Here is a 16843-nt window from a genome sequence, read left to right on the forward strand (position 1 = left end):
TTCACACAAGCAGAAATTATTTCTAGTACATGTGAAGAGTACCAAACGAAAATTAGCGAAGCACGAGAAATTGGAGAAACTTTTGAAAGTTTAGCGTCAGAAATTAATAGTCAGATCGTAGCTGTTGTTCAGCAAGATCAAGATTTAGCAAGTCAATTACAAGGGGGCTAATTATGGATGAAGAAACACTATTAAAAGAATATAATCGGTCTCGGCAATTAATTGAAGAGCAAGAAGATGACTTGAAAAGTATTCAAAAGAAAAGTGAACGTCTATTAGAAGATACTTTAGAGGAACTACACTATGTTCTTAGAGACATTGCGGTTGATAACGAAGCATTTAATCAAGCAAAATGGGAAATGGAACAAGAGAACGCTCAGTTTGAAGAACAGATCCTACAAGAGACAAAAGCGTTGCAAAAAAAAGAGGAAGAGGCAGAATCTATTTATCGATCTAAGCTGAAGGAACTATAAAGAATAAACAAGGAGTATGTATGATTGACACGCTAAATGAGTTATTAAAAAAATTGAGAAAGTCCTATCAAAAATCTAGCGTTACTGCTATTGGCATTGCTGGCATGCAAAAACATGCAGATAATAAGAAGAAAGTTGAGAAAAAAGGAGAATCAGTTATTTCTGAAGTAACAGATTCTTTGGCTAAAACAACTCAAACATTAGAAAGTTCGATTAAAGGTCAATTTGGAAAATCAGTTCAGCAAGCATTTGACCAACAAAAAAACAAATTGGATAAATTTCAAAACTAACGTGTACTAATCTTCCCTAATATAAATAAAAGAGAGTAAAAATAGGATACCAGTTTAAGGTATCTTATTTTTGTATAAAAAGTTCAATAGGGTATACTTTTGTAGTGTTAGTGGTAACGGAAGGAAAAGCTGATATAATAGATATTAGAAATACACAATAGAGTTGCCTAAAATAGATGGTGGAAAAATGAAATTAAAACCTGAAATCGAAATCAAAGCAAAGACATTTTTTTTAGAAATAGTAGCAGGAACTGTGACAGCTAATTTAAGGAATAACGTCGTGATAGAAAATGCGGATTGGGTACAATGTAAGAGTACATTAAAAATAATCATAGTTTTAGCATGAAATAAATAATTACAAAAGTAGGTAAACAAAGTTGAGTAAATATGAACAAGAACAATTGAATAAAATGAAAGGTTGTGCAAAAGGATGTTCTATCGGTTGTTTAACAGTTATTTTATTATTTTTCGGTTTAATTTTAACAATGTGCCATGTTCCTAGCTCTAAATACAAGCCCTACATTTCTGCTGGACATCAATACTATAGGACCGTATTAAATTCTGACCCTAAAATAACTCATGGTTTTATGTACGCTGATGAAGGCGGAGGCTTTGGAATAACTATTGAATTTAGCAAAAATCAAATGGAAAATTCTTTGACCGAATTATATATGAGAGAATTTACCGAAAAGAATAGTTTTTCTTTTAGAGGTTCTTCTACAAAATCAAATATTGTTGGTTTAACTGAAAAAGAAACAACCCTATTAGAAAAAGCAAATGAATATTCAGAATTTAATCAACCAGTATCAAAACTTCTTGATAAGTTACTAGAAGATAATACTGATGGTTTTGATATACAGCAATTAACTAATGGTGGAACGATTGACATTTACTCCACAGATTTAATATTTTGGAAAAATATTATAGAAAATTATGAATGGTTGAAGTCAAGACCATTTAAAGAAAGATTACAGTGGCTAAGTAATCAAACGAATAATGAAACTTATTTTTATATAAGAAGATACATTTCATTAGAAGAAATGTCAGCAGGAATGTTAGCTAAAAGTATATTGGGTTATGAGGAAAAAATAATAAGTACCAATTTAGATGAAGTCTTTCCAAAAAAAATAGTTCAAAATTTTCCGGTTGGAAGTATTTTCGAATTAAAATTAGAAACTGAGGTATCACGGTCTTTATATCAATCAAATAAAAATGGTAATTTGGTAAAAAGTCGTTATGAGTATCCTGTAACATACTAATTACTGATTAACACGGATACTAGAGAACAAAAAAGTATCACACAATATGAAAAAATCCGTGTTATACCAAAAACATTATTTTTAAGTCAACCTATATCAAAAACATTCATTTTTTGAAATTGTATAAAATATTGAAGCTGAAAAAGTCTTTCTCAACCAAAGCAAGCAAAAATCTTCATTTTGTGTTATACTAATAGAGTAATAAATTTTGAAACGTAAATAAGAGTGTTCTCTATTATAATTCTTCTTTTGCTTATCAAACTTTTTTTGCAATAAATAGCATATTCGATATGCAATCGGAGGAATATATATGAATAATGGTACAGTAAAATGGTTTAATGCGGACAAAGGGTTTGGTTTTATCACGGGAGATAATGGTCAAGATGTATTCGCACATTTTTCAGCGATACAAGGTGATGGCTTTAAATCATTAGATGAAGGTCAAACCGTTACGTTTGATATTGAAGAAGGCCAACGTGGTATGCAAGCTGTTAATATCAATAAAGCATAGAGATAGAAAACGTCGTACAAGTTACGACGTTTTTTTAATAAGTGAGGAGAATGATTATGGTATTCGGACAATGGAAACCTCAAGAAGTTTCTGAACAAAGTAAAGCTTTTTATGAAAATCAACATGTATCATTTCTGTATAGAAAGGTATTATTTGCAGGAAAAATTGAAAAGTTACTAGTGAATTCAGCTATCGTGTTACTACCTCTGACTTCACCAAGTGCATTTCAAGAAAAAACAGTTATTCAGTACAACAAATTAATCATTGTATGAACCACTTTTTTATCATCAGTAAAAGCTATCAAAACTTAAAAGTCTTGATTAAATGTATTCGAGTAGCTACAATCAGGAAATCAGGTTGTCAAAACTTACTATCAAAAATAATAAAACAGAAAAATGACGTAATTAGTTTTTTATGTTATAATAGTTTTGCGAAACGAAAAGAATTATTCGATACAAACACGAAGACACCCTGCTGCGAACAGGGTGTCTTTTTTTCACCAGTTGCGACTACTGGTGCGTGATTATCGGCAACTGCTTCAATCGTCGTCTTGATCAGATAACCAATGATCAAAAAGTGATATCACAATACCTACCAAGATAGGTGCGACGATTAACGAAAAGATATTATTCATACAAACACCACCTCACGGGGCAGTCGCCAAAAACAATTATATCATATGTTCAAAGGATAAAAATGATTTTTTTAGGGTGTGGCACACAATCAGCACCTCTGATTTAGTATAATTCTGGAATGATCTCAGAATCGCTCTCTGAAGCACGGGATTCAAGTTTTCGTTTAATTTTGTACACAGTTTCTCGAGATACATGGTTCTTTTTAGCAATCTTCACTACCGGATCACCAGCTGCAAGCATAGAAACAATATTATGATAAATAATTTGTTTTTGTGGATCTGGAGAGTCTTCAGTGTAAACAGTCGGACGTCCTTTGTAAACTCCTTTTGCTTTAGCTGCCGCAATTCCCTGTCGTTGCCGATCTCTGATTTTTTCACGTTCATTTTGTGCAATATAGCTAAGTAACGATAAAAACATATCAAACATCGCTTTATCAAGCAGAAGATTGCCAGTATTAAAATTCAAAAACGGTGCGTCTAAAAAGTTTACTTCTATATTATTGTTTCTAAAATAGAGAACCGTTTCTTTGATATCGTCATAATCTCTACCTAATCGATCGAGAGAATCAAAAAAGAGAATATCACCTTCTCTGGCATAACTTAATAATTTTTGGAATTCTGGCCGGTTGGTATCTTTGCCACTGATTTTTTCTTGAAAGATTTTTTCTACCTGAAGCTTTTCCATTTCAATAATTTGCCGGTCAAAATTTTGATCGATGGATGATACACGAATATAACCAATTCTAGTCATTTTTCTTCTCCTTTTTCAAACGATATAATAGGCATATATAATGGACAGTCTTAAATAGTGTAACATAGCTATTTTCGAAAGTCTATTTTAAGTATACTCAAAAATGACAACAAAGGCTGCAGCTTTTAATAAACAATATATATTGTATAATAATTAATGACAACATATATTGTTTAGAGAAGAGGTGAGTAGCCGAAATGACAAATTTAGCTGATCTAGAAATAATGACGTTTCCTGAAGCAAGTGAGAAGTGGAATCGAGAGCGGACGTTTGTTTTTCAAAAATATTTTCGTTCTCCAGATGAATTCTTACCAGGATCAGTTGATGTTATTGGAAATGGAAAAGGAACGTGGATCATTACAAGAGCAGGCATGGAACATTTAACTGGGCAAACGGAAAAAGAAGCGAACGCAGGGCTATGGCGTGTGTTCATAGAATTTGATTTTAGAATATTAGACGAACATCGTTGTGATTCTGAAGGAGAAGCAAAAAGTCTACTTGAGAAGTTGGCACGAAAAGAGTTAATGAAACGATCACCAAAGCAGTTGGATCAGCTAGAGTTTTCTTACTTGGATAAGCAAAAGAGAAACTACGGAATCAGAGTTGCAGGGAATACCTTGATCTACTTGAAAAAGGTAAACAAATAGACAGAATCGAGAGGGGCAAATCATTATGACAAGAAAAGCATTTGATACCTGGTATAGAGAGATAACGGTTTATAATCGTACGATGCCTTATTATGTCCAGTGTGATTGTGGCGATCTAGCTCAAAAAGTCAATTTAAAGGACTATTTTGAATGTTCTAAATGTAAGAGCAAGTATGTCTTGAGAATGGGGCAATACGTACGATTAGAACCATGAGAGCGACGGATTTGTTAACCATTCTATCGATTGATTTAAAAGCTGAAGCCGTGAACGAGATCCAGTTAGCGTTTGGCGATCAGCTGAAGCCAGTGGGCCAACTAGTGAGCGCCAATGAACGGCTTGTATTGATTGCTACTGAAGGTAATCAACCAGCTGTAGAAATGAAAGAGATCATAACTCAATTGATGCTGCATAAGCACTTTAAGCTATATAAGCAGCAACAAGATCCAGAACCAATCTACGGTTGCCGAGAAGAAAAAAAAAGACTAATTTTATAATCAATAGAACGCTGCATGCATTAGTTGTATGTAGTTTTTTTGTCTCAAAGACAAGTATCTAATGCTAGACAACGGGAACGTAAGTTCTTATAATGGAAAATAATTAGAAAAAAGGTGAGGTAAATGAAATTTGATTATGCTCGTGAACCTAGTAGAGACATTCTATGTATCGATTGCAAATCATTTTACGCTAGTGTCGAATGTGTAGAACGAGGGCTTCACCCGTTGAAGACCATGTTAATTGTGATGAGTGGCGCTGAAAATTCAGACGGTTTGGTATTAGCAGCTTCTCCATTAGCTAAAAAAGTCCTAGGGATCACGAATGTAACTAGATCAAATGAAGTCCCCTACCATAAAGATTTATTAGTTGTGCCACCCAGGATGAATTTTTATATGGCCAAGAACTATCAAATAAATAAAATATACAAGTCTTTTGTTGCTGACGAAGATCACTCCGTTTTTAGTGTAGACGAATCATTTTTAGATGTGACAGACTCACTGACGTTATTTAAGTGTAAAAATGCTTATGAGATGGCGAAGTTAATTCAGCTGAAGGTAAAAGAAGAAACAGGAATTTATGTGACAGTAGGTATAGGAGACAACCCTTTGCTCGCAAAGCTTGCATTAGACAACGGAGCGAAGCACAGCAAAGATTTTATAGCGGAATGGCGCTATGAGAATGTACAAGAAAAAGTTTGGAACATTGATCCAATGACCGAATTTTGTGGCATTGGACATAGGACTGAGAAACGATTAAATCGCTTAGGTATTCGATCTATTCAAGACCTTGCTGAAACAGAACCTTATCGTTTAAAAAAAGAGTTTGGTGTAATGGGTTTGCAGTTATTCGCGCATGCTTGGGGTGTTGATCGAAGTTTTTTAGGTCAGAAGCGTGCAGCTGCTAAAGTCGATAAATCGATAGGAAACGGACAAGTCTTACCAAGAGATTACGCACGACAGGATCAGCTGGAGCTTGTTCTGAGAGAAATTGCGGATCAAGTGGCGACGCGGTTACGCAGAAGCAAACTAAAAACGGGCTGTGTCTCTGTTTCAGTAGGATATTCAAAAGGGTATAGTGACAAATTAGGTCGTCATGGTTGGAGCAAGCAAATAAAAATTCCAATAACAAATAATACCAGGGCTTTAACAGAGTACGTCCTACATTTATTCAGATCTGATTACAATGGACAAGATGTGCGACATGTGGGTGTTTCTTATTCAAAATTAGCGAAAACGGATGCTATTCAACTTGATTTATTTTCAGATCCTGAAGAAGAATTAAGCGAACAGCGCTTGGACTTTTTGATAGATACGATCCGGAAAAAATACGGGTTTAAATCGTTGATACATGCTTCTTCTTTACTAGACGGAGCGACGGCAGTGTCAAGATCAGGGCTTGTGGCTGGCCATGCAGGAGGCAACGTGGGGGTGAGTTTATGACTAAAAGGACCAGGAAAGAGTTTATCGATTACAACGAATATCGTGATCGAGGAATGGCGTATAAATGGGATACAGCTTTTGCGATTGGTGAATTGCAGCAAGGTATAAAAGAGTCTTCAGACGAATCTAAACGAAACCTTCAGAGATTGCCGCAGCAAAGTATAGAACTCATTGATTTTCTATTAGATCAATCGATGAAGTATGATAAGTTGCTGGACGTGCAATTAAATGAAAGTGATGAATTTGGTAGAGTAAAACCACATGTAAGAGGCGTTTGTAGTGGTTTTTTAGATAGAGATACTGTGATAATTGGTGAGACGTACATTGACTATACGGATATACGGCATGTATCAGCTGTAGACTTCGTGAAGTGGTCAGATATGGACATTATAGACGATCCTTTTAATGGTATCGAGATACCAAAAGAAATTGAGGAATTTTGTGATGCCTATTTTAATGATGGAGAATTTCTGGAATAACGAGAGGGACTATGCTATTCTACAACTAGCGGAACTTTCCGCCACATCGATGAAAAGCAGCTAGCAATTTAATTGTTGGCTGCTTTTCATTATTTTGTTGTCAAAAAAAAACAAAAAAGTATAACTTATACATTATATTATATAAAGTATAAGTTATACTTTGTGTACTTAAGGTTTAATAAGGATACCTTCTAGAGCGGTTATGTACGATCTGTTTAAAAGTATAACTTATACCGTTAATAGATCTAATTAAAGTATAAGTTAATGGTTGACAACAGGCGTCAATTAATATATACTTTTATTATCGATAATGAAGGAGTGGAATAGAATGACAGCTATTGTTTATACCGTAGGGAATTTTAAAGGTGGGGTAGGCAAGACTAAATCAGCTACTCAGCTAGCATATGATAATGCTCGTTTCAAAAATAGAAAAACTTGCTTAGTTGACATTGACCCCCAAGCTAATGCTACTAAAATATTGGCCAAGACAGGGAAAATTGAAATGATTGAAAAAACAATTTCTGATGCTTTACTAGATCAGAATATTGAAAATTGCGTAACGCATATTGTAGACAATTTAGATTTAGTTGCTTGTGATACTAGATTTAGATCATTTTCAAAATACGCAAACTCAATCGAAGATGAAAAAGAAAAAATTATGATTTTGAGCAAATTGCTTGAACCGTTAAAAAACCAATATGATGATATATTTATAGATGTACCGCCAACGATAAGTGAATATACAGACAATGCTATGGCGGCTTCTGACTACAGTATAATTTCATTCCAAACTACGGATGAATCTTTTGATGGAGTTAAAAAATATGTTGGATATCAACAGTATATGGTGAAAACATTCAATTTAAAACTACAAATCATAGGTATAATTGCTTGTATGATTGATCCTGATGATGTATTAGATGAAGATATTTTGAACGAAGCTAAGTCTTTATATGGAAGTAATGTCTTTTCAACAATAGTTAAATTTCAAAAAAGGTTAAAACGTTACTCTAGAGAAGGTATTTATTTAGTCAAGTATAAAAATGGAAATTACGATCAATGGGATTTTCAAGCACACAACGTATTTATTCAAATTTTAAATGAAATAGAAGCAAGAAGAACGTTTCTAGAGAAGGAAGAATAGGGAGGGTTAGTTATGACAAAAAGAGATGAGTTTGATTTAGATGGCGACTTTGAAGGTTCGTACGATCCACTTTTGTTTGCTGCAGATAGTTATGGAAGCGATAATTTTGATGACTTAATTAAAAAAAATAAAAATAAAGATAGCGATAAAGATACGAAACATTCAACTGGAAAACGGGGACGACCGGTTGAAATAAAAGATCCGCGATACAAAGTGGTTGTGCCTACTAAGATATCAAAAGCAACAGATGTAAAACTATATAATTTGAAGGGTTACATGAGCGAATTTAGAGAAATTTCTGGCAGGATATCGTTTGATAAAATAGTGGATGCTCTTGCTGAAAATTATATTAAGACTCAATTACCAGCGACTACTGAAAAAATTTTAAGAGAGCAAATTAAAGATGACTTTGATGCGTTAGAGAAATGAATTTTTATTCCACGCTTGCAAATAAAGTATAACTTATACTGTAAGTATCGTATTAATATGTATAAGTTATACTTTATTTAGTATTAAGTATAACTTATACATTAAATTCAGAACACTGTGAAAACGGGTTTTCATGGAATAATAAAAGTGGAATTAAAAATAGTAATAAGGTATAACTTATACTCTATTCTTATTAAAAGTATAAGTTATACTGTTTTATTAAAGTATAACTTATACTGTAATTATATTTTAAGTTGTAATCCAAAGAGTTTATTGTTATATTATTGTCGTAATAAAAAAAGAGATTAAGGAGTGCTCCGTAACCTCTTTTTTCTAATACTTTGTTTAGCATGTTTTGTTAAAGTTGTACTTGCGATACACTTTAACCTTGAATGTTAATCACTTTTGATTAAAGAGTAAAAATGAACTGGGTATGTAACATGTCCAACTACTAAATTAATCTGTAAAGTGTCTAAACTTCTGAATTTAAGCATTTGCTCAAGAAATTATAGCAAATTTTGCGAAAAAATTCAATAGTTTAAGGCTTATTTCCTATGCGCTAAAATGAATTTAACGTATATGAAATGGGCTTTCGAGGAAAAGGACACTTAAAAACATTAGTGTTCTTTTTTTGTTCCAAAAATTTCTAGGAAAGCGAGGTGTTCAGTGCATGCAAAAGATCGATTCAACGCAATTAGCAGAAGTGATCTCTATGATTACTAAAGGCGGTATCCGTAAATATAAATTCAAGAATAGCAAAATCCGTCCGTTTAACACAAAGCCAGAAGGCAACAAAGGTGCAGTTTTTGGGTTTAGAACAAAGCCAAATATGATCGCTTCTCGTGGTATTGTGTTAACGTCTGAAGAAGCATTGTGGGAAAACGGAGATTGCCTAAGCCACTGGACACCGAACGTTTATAGCTACGGCACATATGCTGACGAAGGTCGCACGATTGTTAAAGGTCACTCAGAAAAAAACCTAAAACAAATCAATACGTTTGTAATCGATTTTGACAAAGTACCAGGAGAAAAACTCGATGTGCAAATGATCTTAGATGCTGCGTTGGATCTAGAATTACTTCCGACGTTGATCTTAAAAACGCCAGGAGGCTATCAAGCGTACTTTATTCTGGAGAATGCCTGGTTTATTTCGTCTGTCAAAGACTACCAGTCAATTGAAATTGCAAAAAAAGTATCTGAAAATCTGAGAAAAGTCTTTGCTGAAACCTTGTCTTCAGTGGATTTAGGGTGCAATCATTTCGGCATTGCGCGTATTCCACGCACTGATAACGTTGCGTATGTTTATCCAGCATTAACACACGATATGCAAAAGTTAATTGACTGGTCAATGCGCTATCAACCAGTGGAAACACATGAGAATCGTCATTTACGAATCGTTCCTGAAGCTGGAGAGATCCAACAAATCAAAGAAAAATGGGTCGATATCCTGTTAAAAAATCCAGAAATCGTGGGTCAAAAAGGTACTTTAGGACGTAATAATGCTGTATTCACACTATCTTTGGCTTATTATGCGTCAGCTGTTGAAATGGATCGATGCCTGGACGATATGGATTTATTCAATAGCAATCTAGACTATCCTTTAGCTTCAAACGAAGTATATAAAATCGTAACAAGCGCGTATTCTGGCAAATACAGAGGAGCTAACAAAGAGAAGGTATTGGAGTTACTAGCAAACTGGGGCTCAGAGTCCCTCTCTGAAGACCAATTATTTACTCAAAAACGCAGCCATTGGTGCAAATTCAAAAAAGAACGTTCAGAACGCAAACGTTCGCACGTCCATGAGTGGAAAGTCGATATTTTGAATTACCTGGAGACCCAATGCTACCGTTATCGCCCTGAAATTGAGATCAAAAAGGCAGATATTCAAGCAGCTATTAGCTACACACATCAAGGAGTAGAGAAAAACATTCCCAAACGTTCCCTGGACAAAGCAATGAACGAATTAAAAGCTGAAGGCAAGATTTTTGTAAGTATAGTTGCTGGACAAGGGGGAGGATTGATCGTTGCGACAAGAAAATCATTGATCCGTACAGTGATTGTGGTCAATCGTCACGTCAAAGATGCGTATAAGAAAGCGATCAGAACATTCTTTAGCGAAGCAGCGATGTTAACTAAGATGCTTGAAACAGGGTACAAAAAAGATAAAACAGGGATATTTGATGTACAACTAAACCTTAGGGACACGGGCTAATTTTTAACATGCACACTGCCAATACATTATATCTAGGCTACTGTTTCTGTTTTTTCTACTCGATAATATAACTCGCACTCTTAAATTTTTTAGTGTATACTCTGCTAGAAAAAATATTTTATTAGGAGAGTGTTGTATTGAAACGATTTTTTGTTGCTGTAGTAGTGGGAGCGTTTATTTTAACTGGGTGTGGTAGTTTGCCTAAAGATAACGCCGAGGTTGTTCAGGAGATGAGAAGGGTTGAAGCTGGAGAATTAGTTTCAGCGGATATTTCATTGGCTAGTGATTCGATTAGCCACACGGTACTGTATAATTCGTATGAAGGTTTGTATAGGTTTGGTGAAGGGAATGAATTAATGCCGGCTGGGGCAGTAAAACGAGCTGAAATTAGTGAGGATGGGTTAGTATATACGCTTAGGTTAAATGACAAAGCAACGTGGTCGGATGGGAAACCTGTGACAGCCGATGATTATGTTTTTTCATGGCGACGGACAGTGAATCCTAAAACAGCATCAGAGTATTCAGCCATGTTTTCACCAGTGAAAAATGCAAAGAAAATTATGAGCGAAGAACTTGATGTTGATGAGTTGGGAATCACGGCAAAGAGTGACTATGATTTGGTAATCGAATTAGAGACTGCAACACCGTACTTTGAAAGTTTGTTAGCATTACCCAATTTTTTCCCTCAGAGAGAAGATATTGTTGAAAAATACGGAGACGACTACACAAAAACGGCTGACAAAGCTGTTTACAATGGTGCGTTTAGGTTGTCCAACTATGATCTCAGCTCTGGCGGAGCGACTGAATGGACGTTTGTGAAAAATGACCATTACTGGGACAAGAAGAATGTGCATATGGACAAAATTGAAAATATAGCAGTTAAAGATGCAGGGACTGCATTTGCCATGTATGAAAAAGGTGAGGTTGATGAAACCTATCTTTTCGGGGAGTATGTTGCTCAAAATATCAACAGTGAAGAAGCAATAACAATTGTGAAGCCATCAACATACTACATCCAATACAACATGGAAAATGAGATACTATCACGTGATACTGTAAGAGCAGCTTTGGCAAGTGCGACGAATCGAGAGGCAATTGCAGAAAAGATTTTAGCCAATGGATCACAAGCCATAGAGTCATATGTGCCAAGAAATGTGTATTATAACGCAGCGACCCATGAAGATTTCGTGGATACGGTTGAGCTTGAGGATGATTCAGGGGCAATAAAAACATGGGATACATTGAACCTTGGACGTTCATTGGAATTGGAACTGTTAATACCAGATGATGATGGTATCAAAAAAATAGCGGAATACTTACAAGAAGAGTATCAAAAGCAATTGGACGGATTGACTGTGAAGGTTACACCTGTCCCAGCACAAGTTTACATGGAGAGAGTAACTTCGGGAGATTTTGATATGATCATTTTTGGCTGGAAAGCTGACTATCCTGACGCAACAACATTCTTGAATAATCTAAGCACCGATAATCCGTTTAATTTTGGTAAATACACTAATGAAACCTATGATAAGTTACTGTCTCAAGTGAATGATGATGGTGTGATGAGTGAGGAAGCTAGATGGGACAAACTTTTACAAGCTAATAATATAATGCTTAACGATCAGCCACTTACACCTATCTTTCAACAAGTGGTTGTTACAATAAGGAATACGTCGTTTTTGAATATTTATTCTAGATCATTTGGAACAAATTTTGATTTTAAAGAGACTATGCGTGTTTCTTAGATGTACTACAGTGTGTAGAGGTATATCATCTGTAAAGCTTTTATCTAAAAAATTAGTATTAGGGGTCACGTATCCATGAACTTTGGGTAAAAATTATGCAATTTGGTTATTTCATGATAAAATTTAGTTGCTTAAAAATTTTAATACCTTAGGAGGATTTATATGAAATCAAGAAAATTAGTAGCGTTATTAACAGTAAGTGCGGCAGCAATGTTGGTAATAGCTGGTTGTGGCAGTGACAACAAAGCTTCAAAAGACAGTTCTGCTTCTTCAAGTAGCAAAACAGAAGCAACTTCAACAAGCTCTAGTACAGATGTTGTAACTTCAGCATCAATCAGCGACAAACCAGAAGTTCTTGAAAAAGCTTTAGGAGAAGATGGTAACTGGATTATTGCAGCTACAGCAGACGTAACATTTGATAAAGATGTTACTGTTGCAGGTGAATTTCATGATAAAGGCGAATCTTCTGGCGATATCTACAGAAAATTAGCTTTATACTCACAAGATTCAGATCGTAAAGTAACTGCTGAATACACAATGACAGTTCCTGAATTAGTTGTTGAATCTGAAAACTTCAACATCGTACACGGAACAGTTAAAGGTGACATCTTAGTTAAAGCTAATGGCTTTGTTTTAGATGGCGCTAAAGTAGAAGGTAACGTAATGTTTGAAAAAGAAGAATACAAAACTTCTGCTAAATTAGAAGAAAATGATGCAGAAGTTACTGGTGATGTAACAGTTAAGTAAAGCTATTAAATAGCTAAGGAAAGGCAGTCAATTGACTGCCTTTCCTTTTTTTATGGCGAAAAAAAGAGAAACAGCTTATCAAACGAAACCTTAGGGGGATTCATTTTAAGTAAACTGTTCCTCTTTTTTTTTAATTATAACACATAATTAAAAAAAAAAAAATTTAAGTTATTCTATAACTGTATTCATTTTCGAAGACATATCGCTCGTAAGCATTTCTTTTGCTTTTGGAGTTTCAAAATTTTCTTGTGAGGCAATGTTAGAAACTTCTTCAAAAGTTACTCTGTAAATGTCATATTCACCTAAATCGTAAAACATGTTTACAATTTTCAGGGCATTCAAATATTCTTCGATATTTCGTTTTGTTAAAAAATTGTAAACATGTTTCAAGTATAAAACTTGTAGGTTTGTAAGGGTATGCATATGAAAACCAGGAAGATGTCGAAGTTTGTCGAATTCCAATAAGCATTCATTTGCTAAATCGTATCTTTTATCTGTTAAGTGAACAGAAATAGCGTTGTTTAAAGCCATTTGGACAGAAGAATCATGTATTTTATCTTTTGATTCAGTTACGGGAAAAAGTTTTTCAGTTAAAAATTCAAAATAAGAGTATTTAGTAACAAGAAAAAGATTACAATAAATTTCATAATCTACACCTAGGAAACTAGTTCGCTTAGCATAAAATTTTTCTAGTTCTTTAATATCGTTATGGTTGAAAGTATGGAAATCGTAACCACAACTTCGTGCTATGGCTAAAGAGCTGATAAATAAACTGTAGTATTGTATATTCTGAAACCGCAATTGATAATATGACTCAAACAATTTCTTATAATCTTTTTCATTTTTTGCTATATCTATTAATTGAACTTTATGTTTCCCAAAAAAAGTGTCAGGCTGCTCCAAAAGATTTGCTTGACCTAAAAATTCTTGAAATCGGATACCTAGTCTATCACAGAAACTAATTAACTCGTCGATGGTAGGCGACTTTTCTCCAGATTCAATTTTGCGATAACTTGATTTTGAACTAATGTCAGTGAATATGTCAACTTGTTTAATATTTAATTCTTCGCGTAAGTATATGAGTAATTCATTGTATTTCATAATAACCTCCTAAAAGTATTAATTTGAACCCTAATTTTTGCCAAAATGATAGACCAAAGGAAAAACAGCGATAAAAAGTACCTAATAAAACCTTTTTTTTATCATTTTTAATAAAAGTAAGTTATTTTTAACTATTAAAATTATATTGGTGTTGATAAAATCCTTTTTAAGTGTTATAGTATTATTACGGAGGCGATAACATTGAAAAAAATTGATGTATCATTCTTAATAGAGTCGGGCTTAATAATTGTAGCGTTGAATCTAGTTTTAATAGGCTAATTATATCATGAGTTAAGGCAACGTAGTAATTGATTTTTCTGTATGTTACTGTTTAAAAGTAAATATACTTAAAAATAAAAAAATGACTGTAAGAAGTTTAGAAAATAACAAAATAAGAAGCCCACCAATGATCCCTAACTTGTAAGAGAATGGGCGTTCTTTTACAAGGTCAAGCAGAATCAAAGGTGTCAGGCTCATGTAAAACCAGTACATGAAACTGATAAAGGCTCCTAGTTGTAACAGTTGTCACAACGTCTTATTATAGCAACTCTTTACAAAAAAAGACAGAGGAAAGTTTGTTCTCTGTCCGATCAATTGAATATACTCCCAACCTATAGCCAACAATGTTTTGTTAATCAAAATGAAAGGTCAGGTTTGTAGTAAATTATTTTTGAGGTAAAGAATTTATAATAGATAACGTGTGTGGTAGTTACGAACTCAAGGAGGCGATATACAGTCAAATGTATATCGCCTCTTTTTTTATTTTGTTGGAAGGAGAAACGAATGAAAAAGCGTACGTCATTAGGGTTAGAGATACTACAACGAATTGAAAAGGGACGTATTCAATTATTTAATGGACATTTCTATCGTTTGGTTAGAGGAAAAGTGATTCGTCAATTTATTTGTTGGGAACACGGGCAACAAATATTTGAAGATTTTGGGAAAGAACAACGAATCGAAAAAATTTTTCAACAAATTAAGTTGTTATTTGATCCAACAGGAAAGATCGTCGCAACAAGAACAATGTCCGGTGAACCGTTATTTGCAAAAAAAGAGAGTATATGGCAAGGTTCAGGGCTTGCCATGAAGTACGGATTATCTGATGTTTTAAGAATCTATCATGAAACAGAAGCAGTTGATTTTTGTCAATGGTTGAAAGAAATGAAACGGCATTGTTATACTCATTATGTAAAGACATAAAGGGAACAGGCTAAACACTTTTTGTTTGCTAGTTTATTTAGCAAAAATGCATAAAATCATCAAAGGTTCTTATCGCGTGGATCGATGACGGGTTGGCGCGATCGCAATCTTTTAACAAATTGAATATTTTTGGTTTAGGACAACCCCTCAAACAAATCAGCGTGACTATAATGGGTTTGAGGAGCATAGCCAGCGTCGAGAGACGGGGCGGTCACATTACAGGGAGAGATTTGCCAAGACCTATAGATTAGTATAACGAGCGAATATTCTACTCAGATATTATCAGGGAGGCTGCAGGACAGTTACTTATTGGTGTATCACATTCTTTTTAAGGAGTGTTCCCGGAGTTTGCGTTTACGATTGCTATAATAACGTGCGAAGTAATTTAGTCCTACAAATGAATACCCAAACTAGCAAGCAAAAGGTGTTTAGTCCATATTAAGACAAAGGGAACCTCGGTTCTCAAAGACAAGCAAAGTCTTAGAAAAGCATGTATACTAACAGTAAGGGAAGTATCTAATTACCCAAAAGAGAGGGGCGCTATAGAATGCCAAAGAAAAGAATTAGCACATTTGAATCCCACATCCATGTGTACCGAGCAATGGAACGTATGACACAACAGGAATTAGCTGATAAGGTAGGTGTCTCCAGACAAACGATCATTCAATTAGAAAGAAATCGGTACAATCCAAGCTTGTTAATAGCATATGATATAGCATCAGTTTTTGAAGTACCGATAGAACAACTCTTCACGTTTACGTCTTTAGTATAAAAGTAGAAAAAAAGCGACAAAATATTTATAATAAATGTATCAAACGTGAAGAAGTGAGCGAAGAATGAAGGAAAAACACCAGAAATGGCGGTTGGAAATGTATGCATTAATGGCAACGGATGACAAGTGGTATACCAAAGAACAGTCAGAAACGTATAAACGAATAACGGAATTAGGGCAGAAATTAATCCAGCATTCAAAGGATAACAGTAAGCGAGTTTTTGAAAAAGAACGTTTTTTAGCGCTACAACGTCAGGGGTTGACGATGCAAGAAATTGAAATAGAGCTGGATGTTGGTCGATCAAAATTATATGATTGGCGGAAAGAACATGGGTTATTGTCTGAAGCTGAGAAAAAAAATCAGGAGGAGCTTTCGTATGAATAAAATGAAAGAGTGGAAAACGAAAAAAAAATTAGTTGTGGGAGTTGTTACATTGGTGTGTGTTGGCGTAGTCGTAGGAGGGGCGACGGCGGTGTCAGCGAAAAACAAAGAAATCGCCAGAATCGAGCAAAA

Annotated in this window: 20 protein-coding genes; 17 read left to right on the forward strand and 3 right to left on the reverse strand. The window is 34.5% G+C overall.

What is annotated here, in order from left to right; translation table 11 throughout:
- Window positions 1-173 precede the first annotated feature (173 nt).
- The 5 genes from C240_RS11295 (at window position 174) to C240_RS11315 (ending at window position 2805) form a co-directional block, all read left to right on the forward strand.
- Window positions 174-473 carry a hypothetical protein gene (locus C240_RS11295; protein ID WP_271495729.1) on the forward strand — a complete coding sequence of 100 codons (300 nt, stop codon included), beginning with the start codon at window positions 174-176 and terminating at the stop codon, window positions 471-473.
- Window positions 474-493: 20 nt separating this feature from the next.
- Window positions 494-763 (forward strand): hypothetical protein, encoded by a 270-nt coding sequence (locus C240_RS11300; protein ID WP_271495732.1) that lies wholly within the window; start codon window positions 494-496, stop codon window positions 761-763.
- A gap of 377 nt (window positions 764-1140) precedes the next feature.
- Window positions 1141-2022, forward strand: a complete 882-nt coding sequence (locus C240_RS11305) for a hypothetical protein (RefSeq protein ID WP_271495735.1) — start codon at window positions 1141-1143, stop codon at window positions 2020-2022.
- 310 nt (window positions 2023-2332) lie between these two features.
- Window positions 2333-2533, forward strand: coding sequence for a cold-shock protein (locus tag C240_RS11310; RefSeq protein ID WP_271495738.1), 201 nt, complete (start codon window positions 2333-2335; stop codon window positions 2531-2533).
- Window positions 2534-2589: 56 nt separating this feature from the next.
- Window positions 2590-2805: a hypothetical protein gene (locus C240_RS11315; protein ID WP_271495741.1), complete on the forward strand. Its 216-nt coding sequence runs from the start codon at window positions 2590-2592 to the stop codon at window positions 2803-2805.
- 266 nt (window positions 2806-3071) lie between these two features.
- Here C240_RS11315 and C240_RS11320 read toward each other — a convergent pair whose 3' ends face one another.
- A complete protein-coding gene (locus C240_RS11320) occupies window positions 3072-3167 on the reverse strand; it encodes a type I toxin-antitoxin system Fst family toxin (RefSeq protein ID WP_271495744.1) in 96 nt (31 codons plus the stop codon).
- Window positions 3168-3270: 103 nt separating this feature from the next.
- Window positions 3271-3918 (reverse strand): recombinase family protein, encoded by a 648-nt coding sequence (locus C240_RS11325; protein WP_271495747.1) that lies wholly within the window; start codon window positions 3916-3918, stop codon window positions 3271-3273.
- A gap of 197 nt (window positions 3919-4115) precedes the next feature.
- Between C240_RS11325 and C240_RS11330 the strand changes: the two genes are divergently transcribed.
- The 9 genes from C240_RS11330 to C240_RS11370 all read left to right on the forward strand — a co-directional run bounded on the left by C240_RS11330 (window position 4116) and on the right by C240_RS11370 (window position 13256).
- Window positions 4116-4565 (forward strand): helix-turn-helix domain-containing protein, encoded by a 450-nt coding sequence (locus C240_RS11330; RefSeq protein WP_271495750.1) that lies wholly within the window; start codon window positions 4116-4118, stop codon window positions 4563-4565.
- Window positions 4566-4790: 225 nt separating this feature from the next.
- A complete protein-coding gene (locus tag C240_RS11335) occupies window positions 4791-5060 on the forward strand; it encodes a hypothetical protein (protein ID WP_271495752.1) in 270 nt (89 codons plus the stop codon).
- Window positions 5061-5183: 123 nt separating this feature from the next.
- Entirely contained in the window at window positions 5184-6500 is a 1317-nt protein-coding gene (locus C240_RS11340) for a Y-family DNA polymerase (protein ID WP_271495755.1), read from the forward strand.
- Window positions 6497-6979, forward strand: coding sequence for a hypothetical protein (locus C240_RS11345; RefSeq protein ID WP_271495757.1), 483 nt, complete (start codon window positions 6497-6499; stop codon window positions 6977-6979). Before C240_RS11340 ends, C240_RS11345 begins: the two co-directional genes overlap by 4 nt.
- A 328-nt stretch (window positions 6980-7307) precedes the next feature.
- Window positions 7308-8123 (forward strand): ParA family protein, encoded by an 816-nt coding sequence (locus C240_RS11350; protein ID WP_271495759.1) that lies wholly within the window; start codon window positions 7308-7310, stop codon window positions 8121-8123.
- A gap of 12 nt (window positions 8124-8135) precedes the next feature.
- A complete protein-coding gene (locus tag C240_RS11355; RefSeq protein WP_271495761.1) occupies window positions 8136-8552 on the forward strand; it encodes a hypothetical protein in 417 nt (138 codons plus the stop codon).
- A gap of 670 nt (window positions 8553-9222) precedes the next feature.
- Window positions 9223-10764 (forward strand): primase C-terminal domain-containing protein, encoded by a 1542-nt coding sequence (locus C240_RS11360; RefSeq protein WP_271495763.1) that lies wholly within the window; start codon window positions 9223-9225, stop codon window positions 10762-10764.
- 137 nt (window positions 10765-10901) lie between these two features.
- Entirely contained in the window at window positions 10902-12509 is a 1608-nt protein-coding gene (locus C240_RS11365) for a peptide ABC transporter substrate-binding protein (protein WP_271495765.1), read from the forward strand.
- Between the two features lie 162 nt (window positions 12510-12671).
- Complete coding sequence (locus C240_RS11370; RefSeq protein WP_271495767.1) at window positions 12672-13256, forward strand: polymer-forming cytoskeletal protein; 585 nt, start codon at window positions 12672-12674, stop codon at window positions 13254-13256.
- 168 nt (window positions 13257-13424) lie between these two features.
- Here the strand turns inward: C240_RS11370 and C240_RS11375 are convergent, their stop codons facing one another.
- The gene (locus tag C240_RS11375; RefSeq protein ID WP_271495769.1) at window positions 13425-14357 is read right to left on the reverse strand and encodes a helix-turn-helix domain-containing protein; all 933 of its coding nucleotides are present in this window, start codon (window positions 14355-14357) and stop codon (window positions 13425-13427) included.
- A 783-nt stretch (window positions 14358-15140) separates the two neighbouring features.
- Between C240_RS11375 and C240_RS11380 the strand changes: the two genes are divergently transcribed.
- From C240_RS11380 to C240_RS11390, 3 genes are all read left to right on the forward strand, one after another.
- Window positions 15141-15557 (forward strand): hypothetical protein, encoded by a 417-nt coding sequence (locus C240_RS11380; RefSeq protein WP_271495770.1) that lies wholly within the window; start codon window positions 15141-15143, stop codon window positions 15555-15557.
- A 547-nt stretch (window positions 15558-16104) separates the two neighbouring features.
- Complete coding sequence (locus tag C240_RS11385; protein ID WP_271495772.1) at window positions 16105-16329, forward strand: helix-turn-helix transcriptional regulator; 225 nt, start codon at window positions 16105-16107, stop codon at window positions 16327-16329.
- Window positions 16330-16393: 64 nt separating this feature from the next.
- Window positions 16394-16714: a hypothetical protein gene (locus C240_RS11390; RefSeq protein WP_271495774.1), complete on the forward strand. Its 321-nt coding sequence runs from the start codon at window positions 16394-16396 to the stop codon at window positions 16712-16714.
- The last annotated feature ends 129 nt before the right edge of the window (window positions 16715-16843 follow it).

This window comes from Enterococcus sp. 5H, assembly GCF_028128615.1.
Taxonomy (GTDB): domain Bacteria; phylum Bacillota; class Bacilli; order Lactobacillales; family Enterococcaceae; genus Enterococcus_L.

Excerpts from the sequence above, each read along its gene's own strand:
- C240_RS11295 (WP_271495729.1), top strand. The coding sequence starts at position 174 with ATGGATGAAGAAACACTATTAAAAGAATATAATCGGTCTCGGCAATTA.
- C240_RS11300 (WP_271495732.1), top strand. The coding sequence starts at position 494 with ATGATTGACACGCTAAATGAGTTATTAAAAAAATTGAGAAAGTCCTAT.
- C240_RS11310 (WP_271495738.1), top strand. The coding sequence starts at position 2,333 with ATGAATAATGGTACAGTAAAATGGTTTAATGCGGACAAAGGGTTTGGT.
- C240_RS11315 (WP_271495741.1), top strand. The coding sequence starts at position 2,590 with ATGGTATTCGGACAATGGAAACCTCAAGAAGTTTCTGAACAAAGTAAA.
- C240_RS11320 (WP_271495744.1), bottom strand. The coding sequence starts at position 3,167 with ATGAATAATATCTTTTCGTTAATCGTCGCACCTATCTTGGTAGGTATT.
- C240_RS11325 (WP_271495747.1), bottom strand. The coding sequence starts at position 3,918 with ATGACTAGAATTGGTTATATTCGTGTATCATCCATCGATCAAAATTTT.
- C240_RS11330 (WP_271495750.1), top strand. The coding sequence starts at position 4,116 with ATGACAAATTTAGCTGATCTAGAAATAATGACGTTTCCTGAAGCAAGT.
- C240_RS11340 (WP_271495755.1), top strand. The coding sequence starts at position 5,184 with ATGAAATTTGATTATGCTCGTGAACCTAGTAGAGACATTCTATGTATC.
- C240_RS11345 (WP_271495757.1), top strand. The coding sequence starts at position 6,497 with ATGACTAAAAGGACCAGGAAAGAGTTTATCGATTACAACGAATATCGT.
- C240_RS11350 (WP_271495759.1), top strand. The coding sequence starts at position 7,308 with ATGACAGCTATTGTTTATACCGTAGGGAATTTTAAAGGTGGGGTAGGC.
- C240_RS11355 (WP_271495761.1), top strand. The coding sequence starts at position 8,136 with ATGACAAAAAGAGATGAGTTTGATTTAGATGGCGACTTTGAAGGTTCG.
- C240_RS11360 (WP_271495763.1), top strand. The coding sequence starts at position 9,223 with ATGCAAAAGATCGATTCAACGCAATTAGCAGAAGTGATCTCTATGATT.
- C240_RS11370 (WP_271495767.1), top strand. The coding sequence starts at position 12,672 with ATGAAATCAAGAAAATTAGTAGCGTTATTAACAGTAAGTGCGGCAGCA.
- C240_RS11375 (WP_271495769.1), bottom strand. The coding sequence starts at position 14,357 with ATGAAATACAATGAATTACTCATATACTTACGCGAAGAATTAAATATT.
- C240_RS11380 (WP_271495770.1), top strand. The coding sequence starts at position 15,141 with ATGAAAAAGCGTACGTCATTAGGGTTAGAGATACTACAACGAATTGAA.
- C240_RS11385 (WP_271495772.1), top strand. The coding sequence starts at position 16,105 with ATGCCAAAGAAAAGAATTAGCACATTTGAATCCCACATCCATGTGTAC.
- C240_RS11390 (WP_271495774.1), top strand. The coding sequence starts at position 16,394 with ATGAAGGAAAAACACCAGAAATGGCGGTTGGAAATGTATGCATTAATG.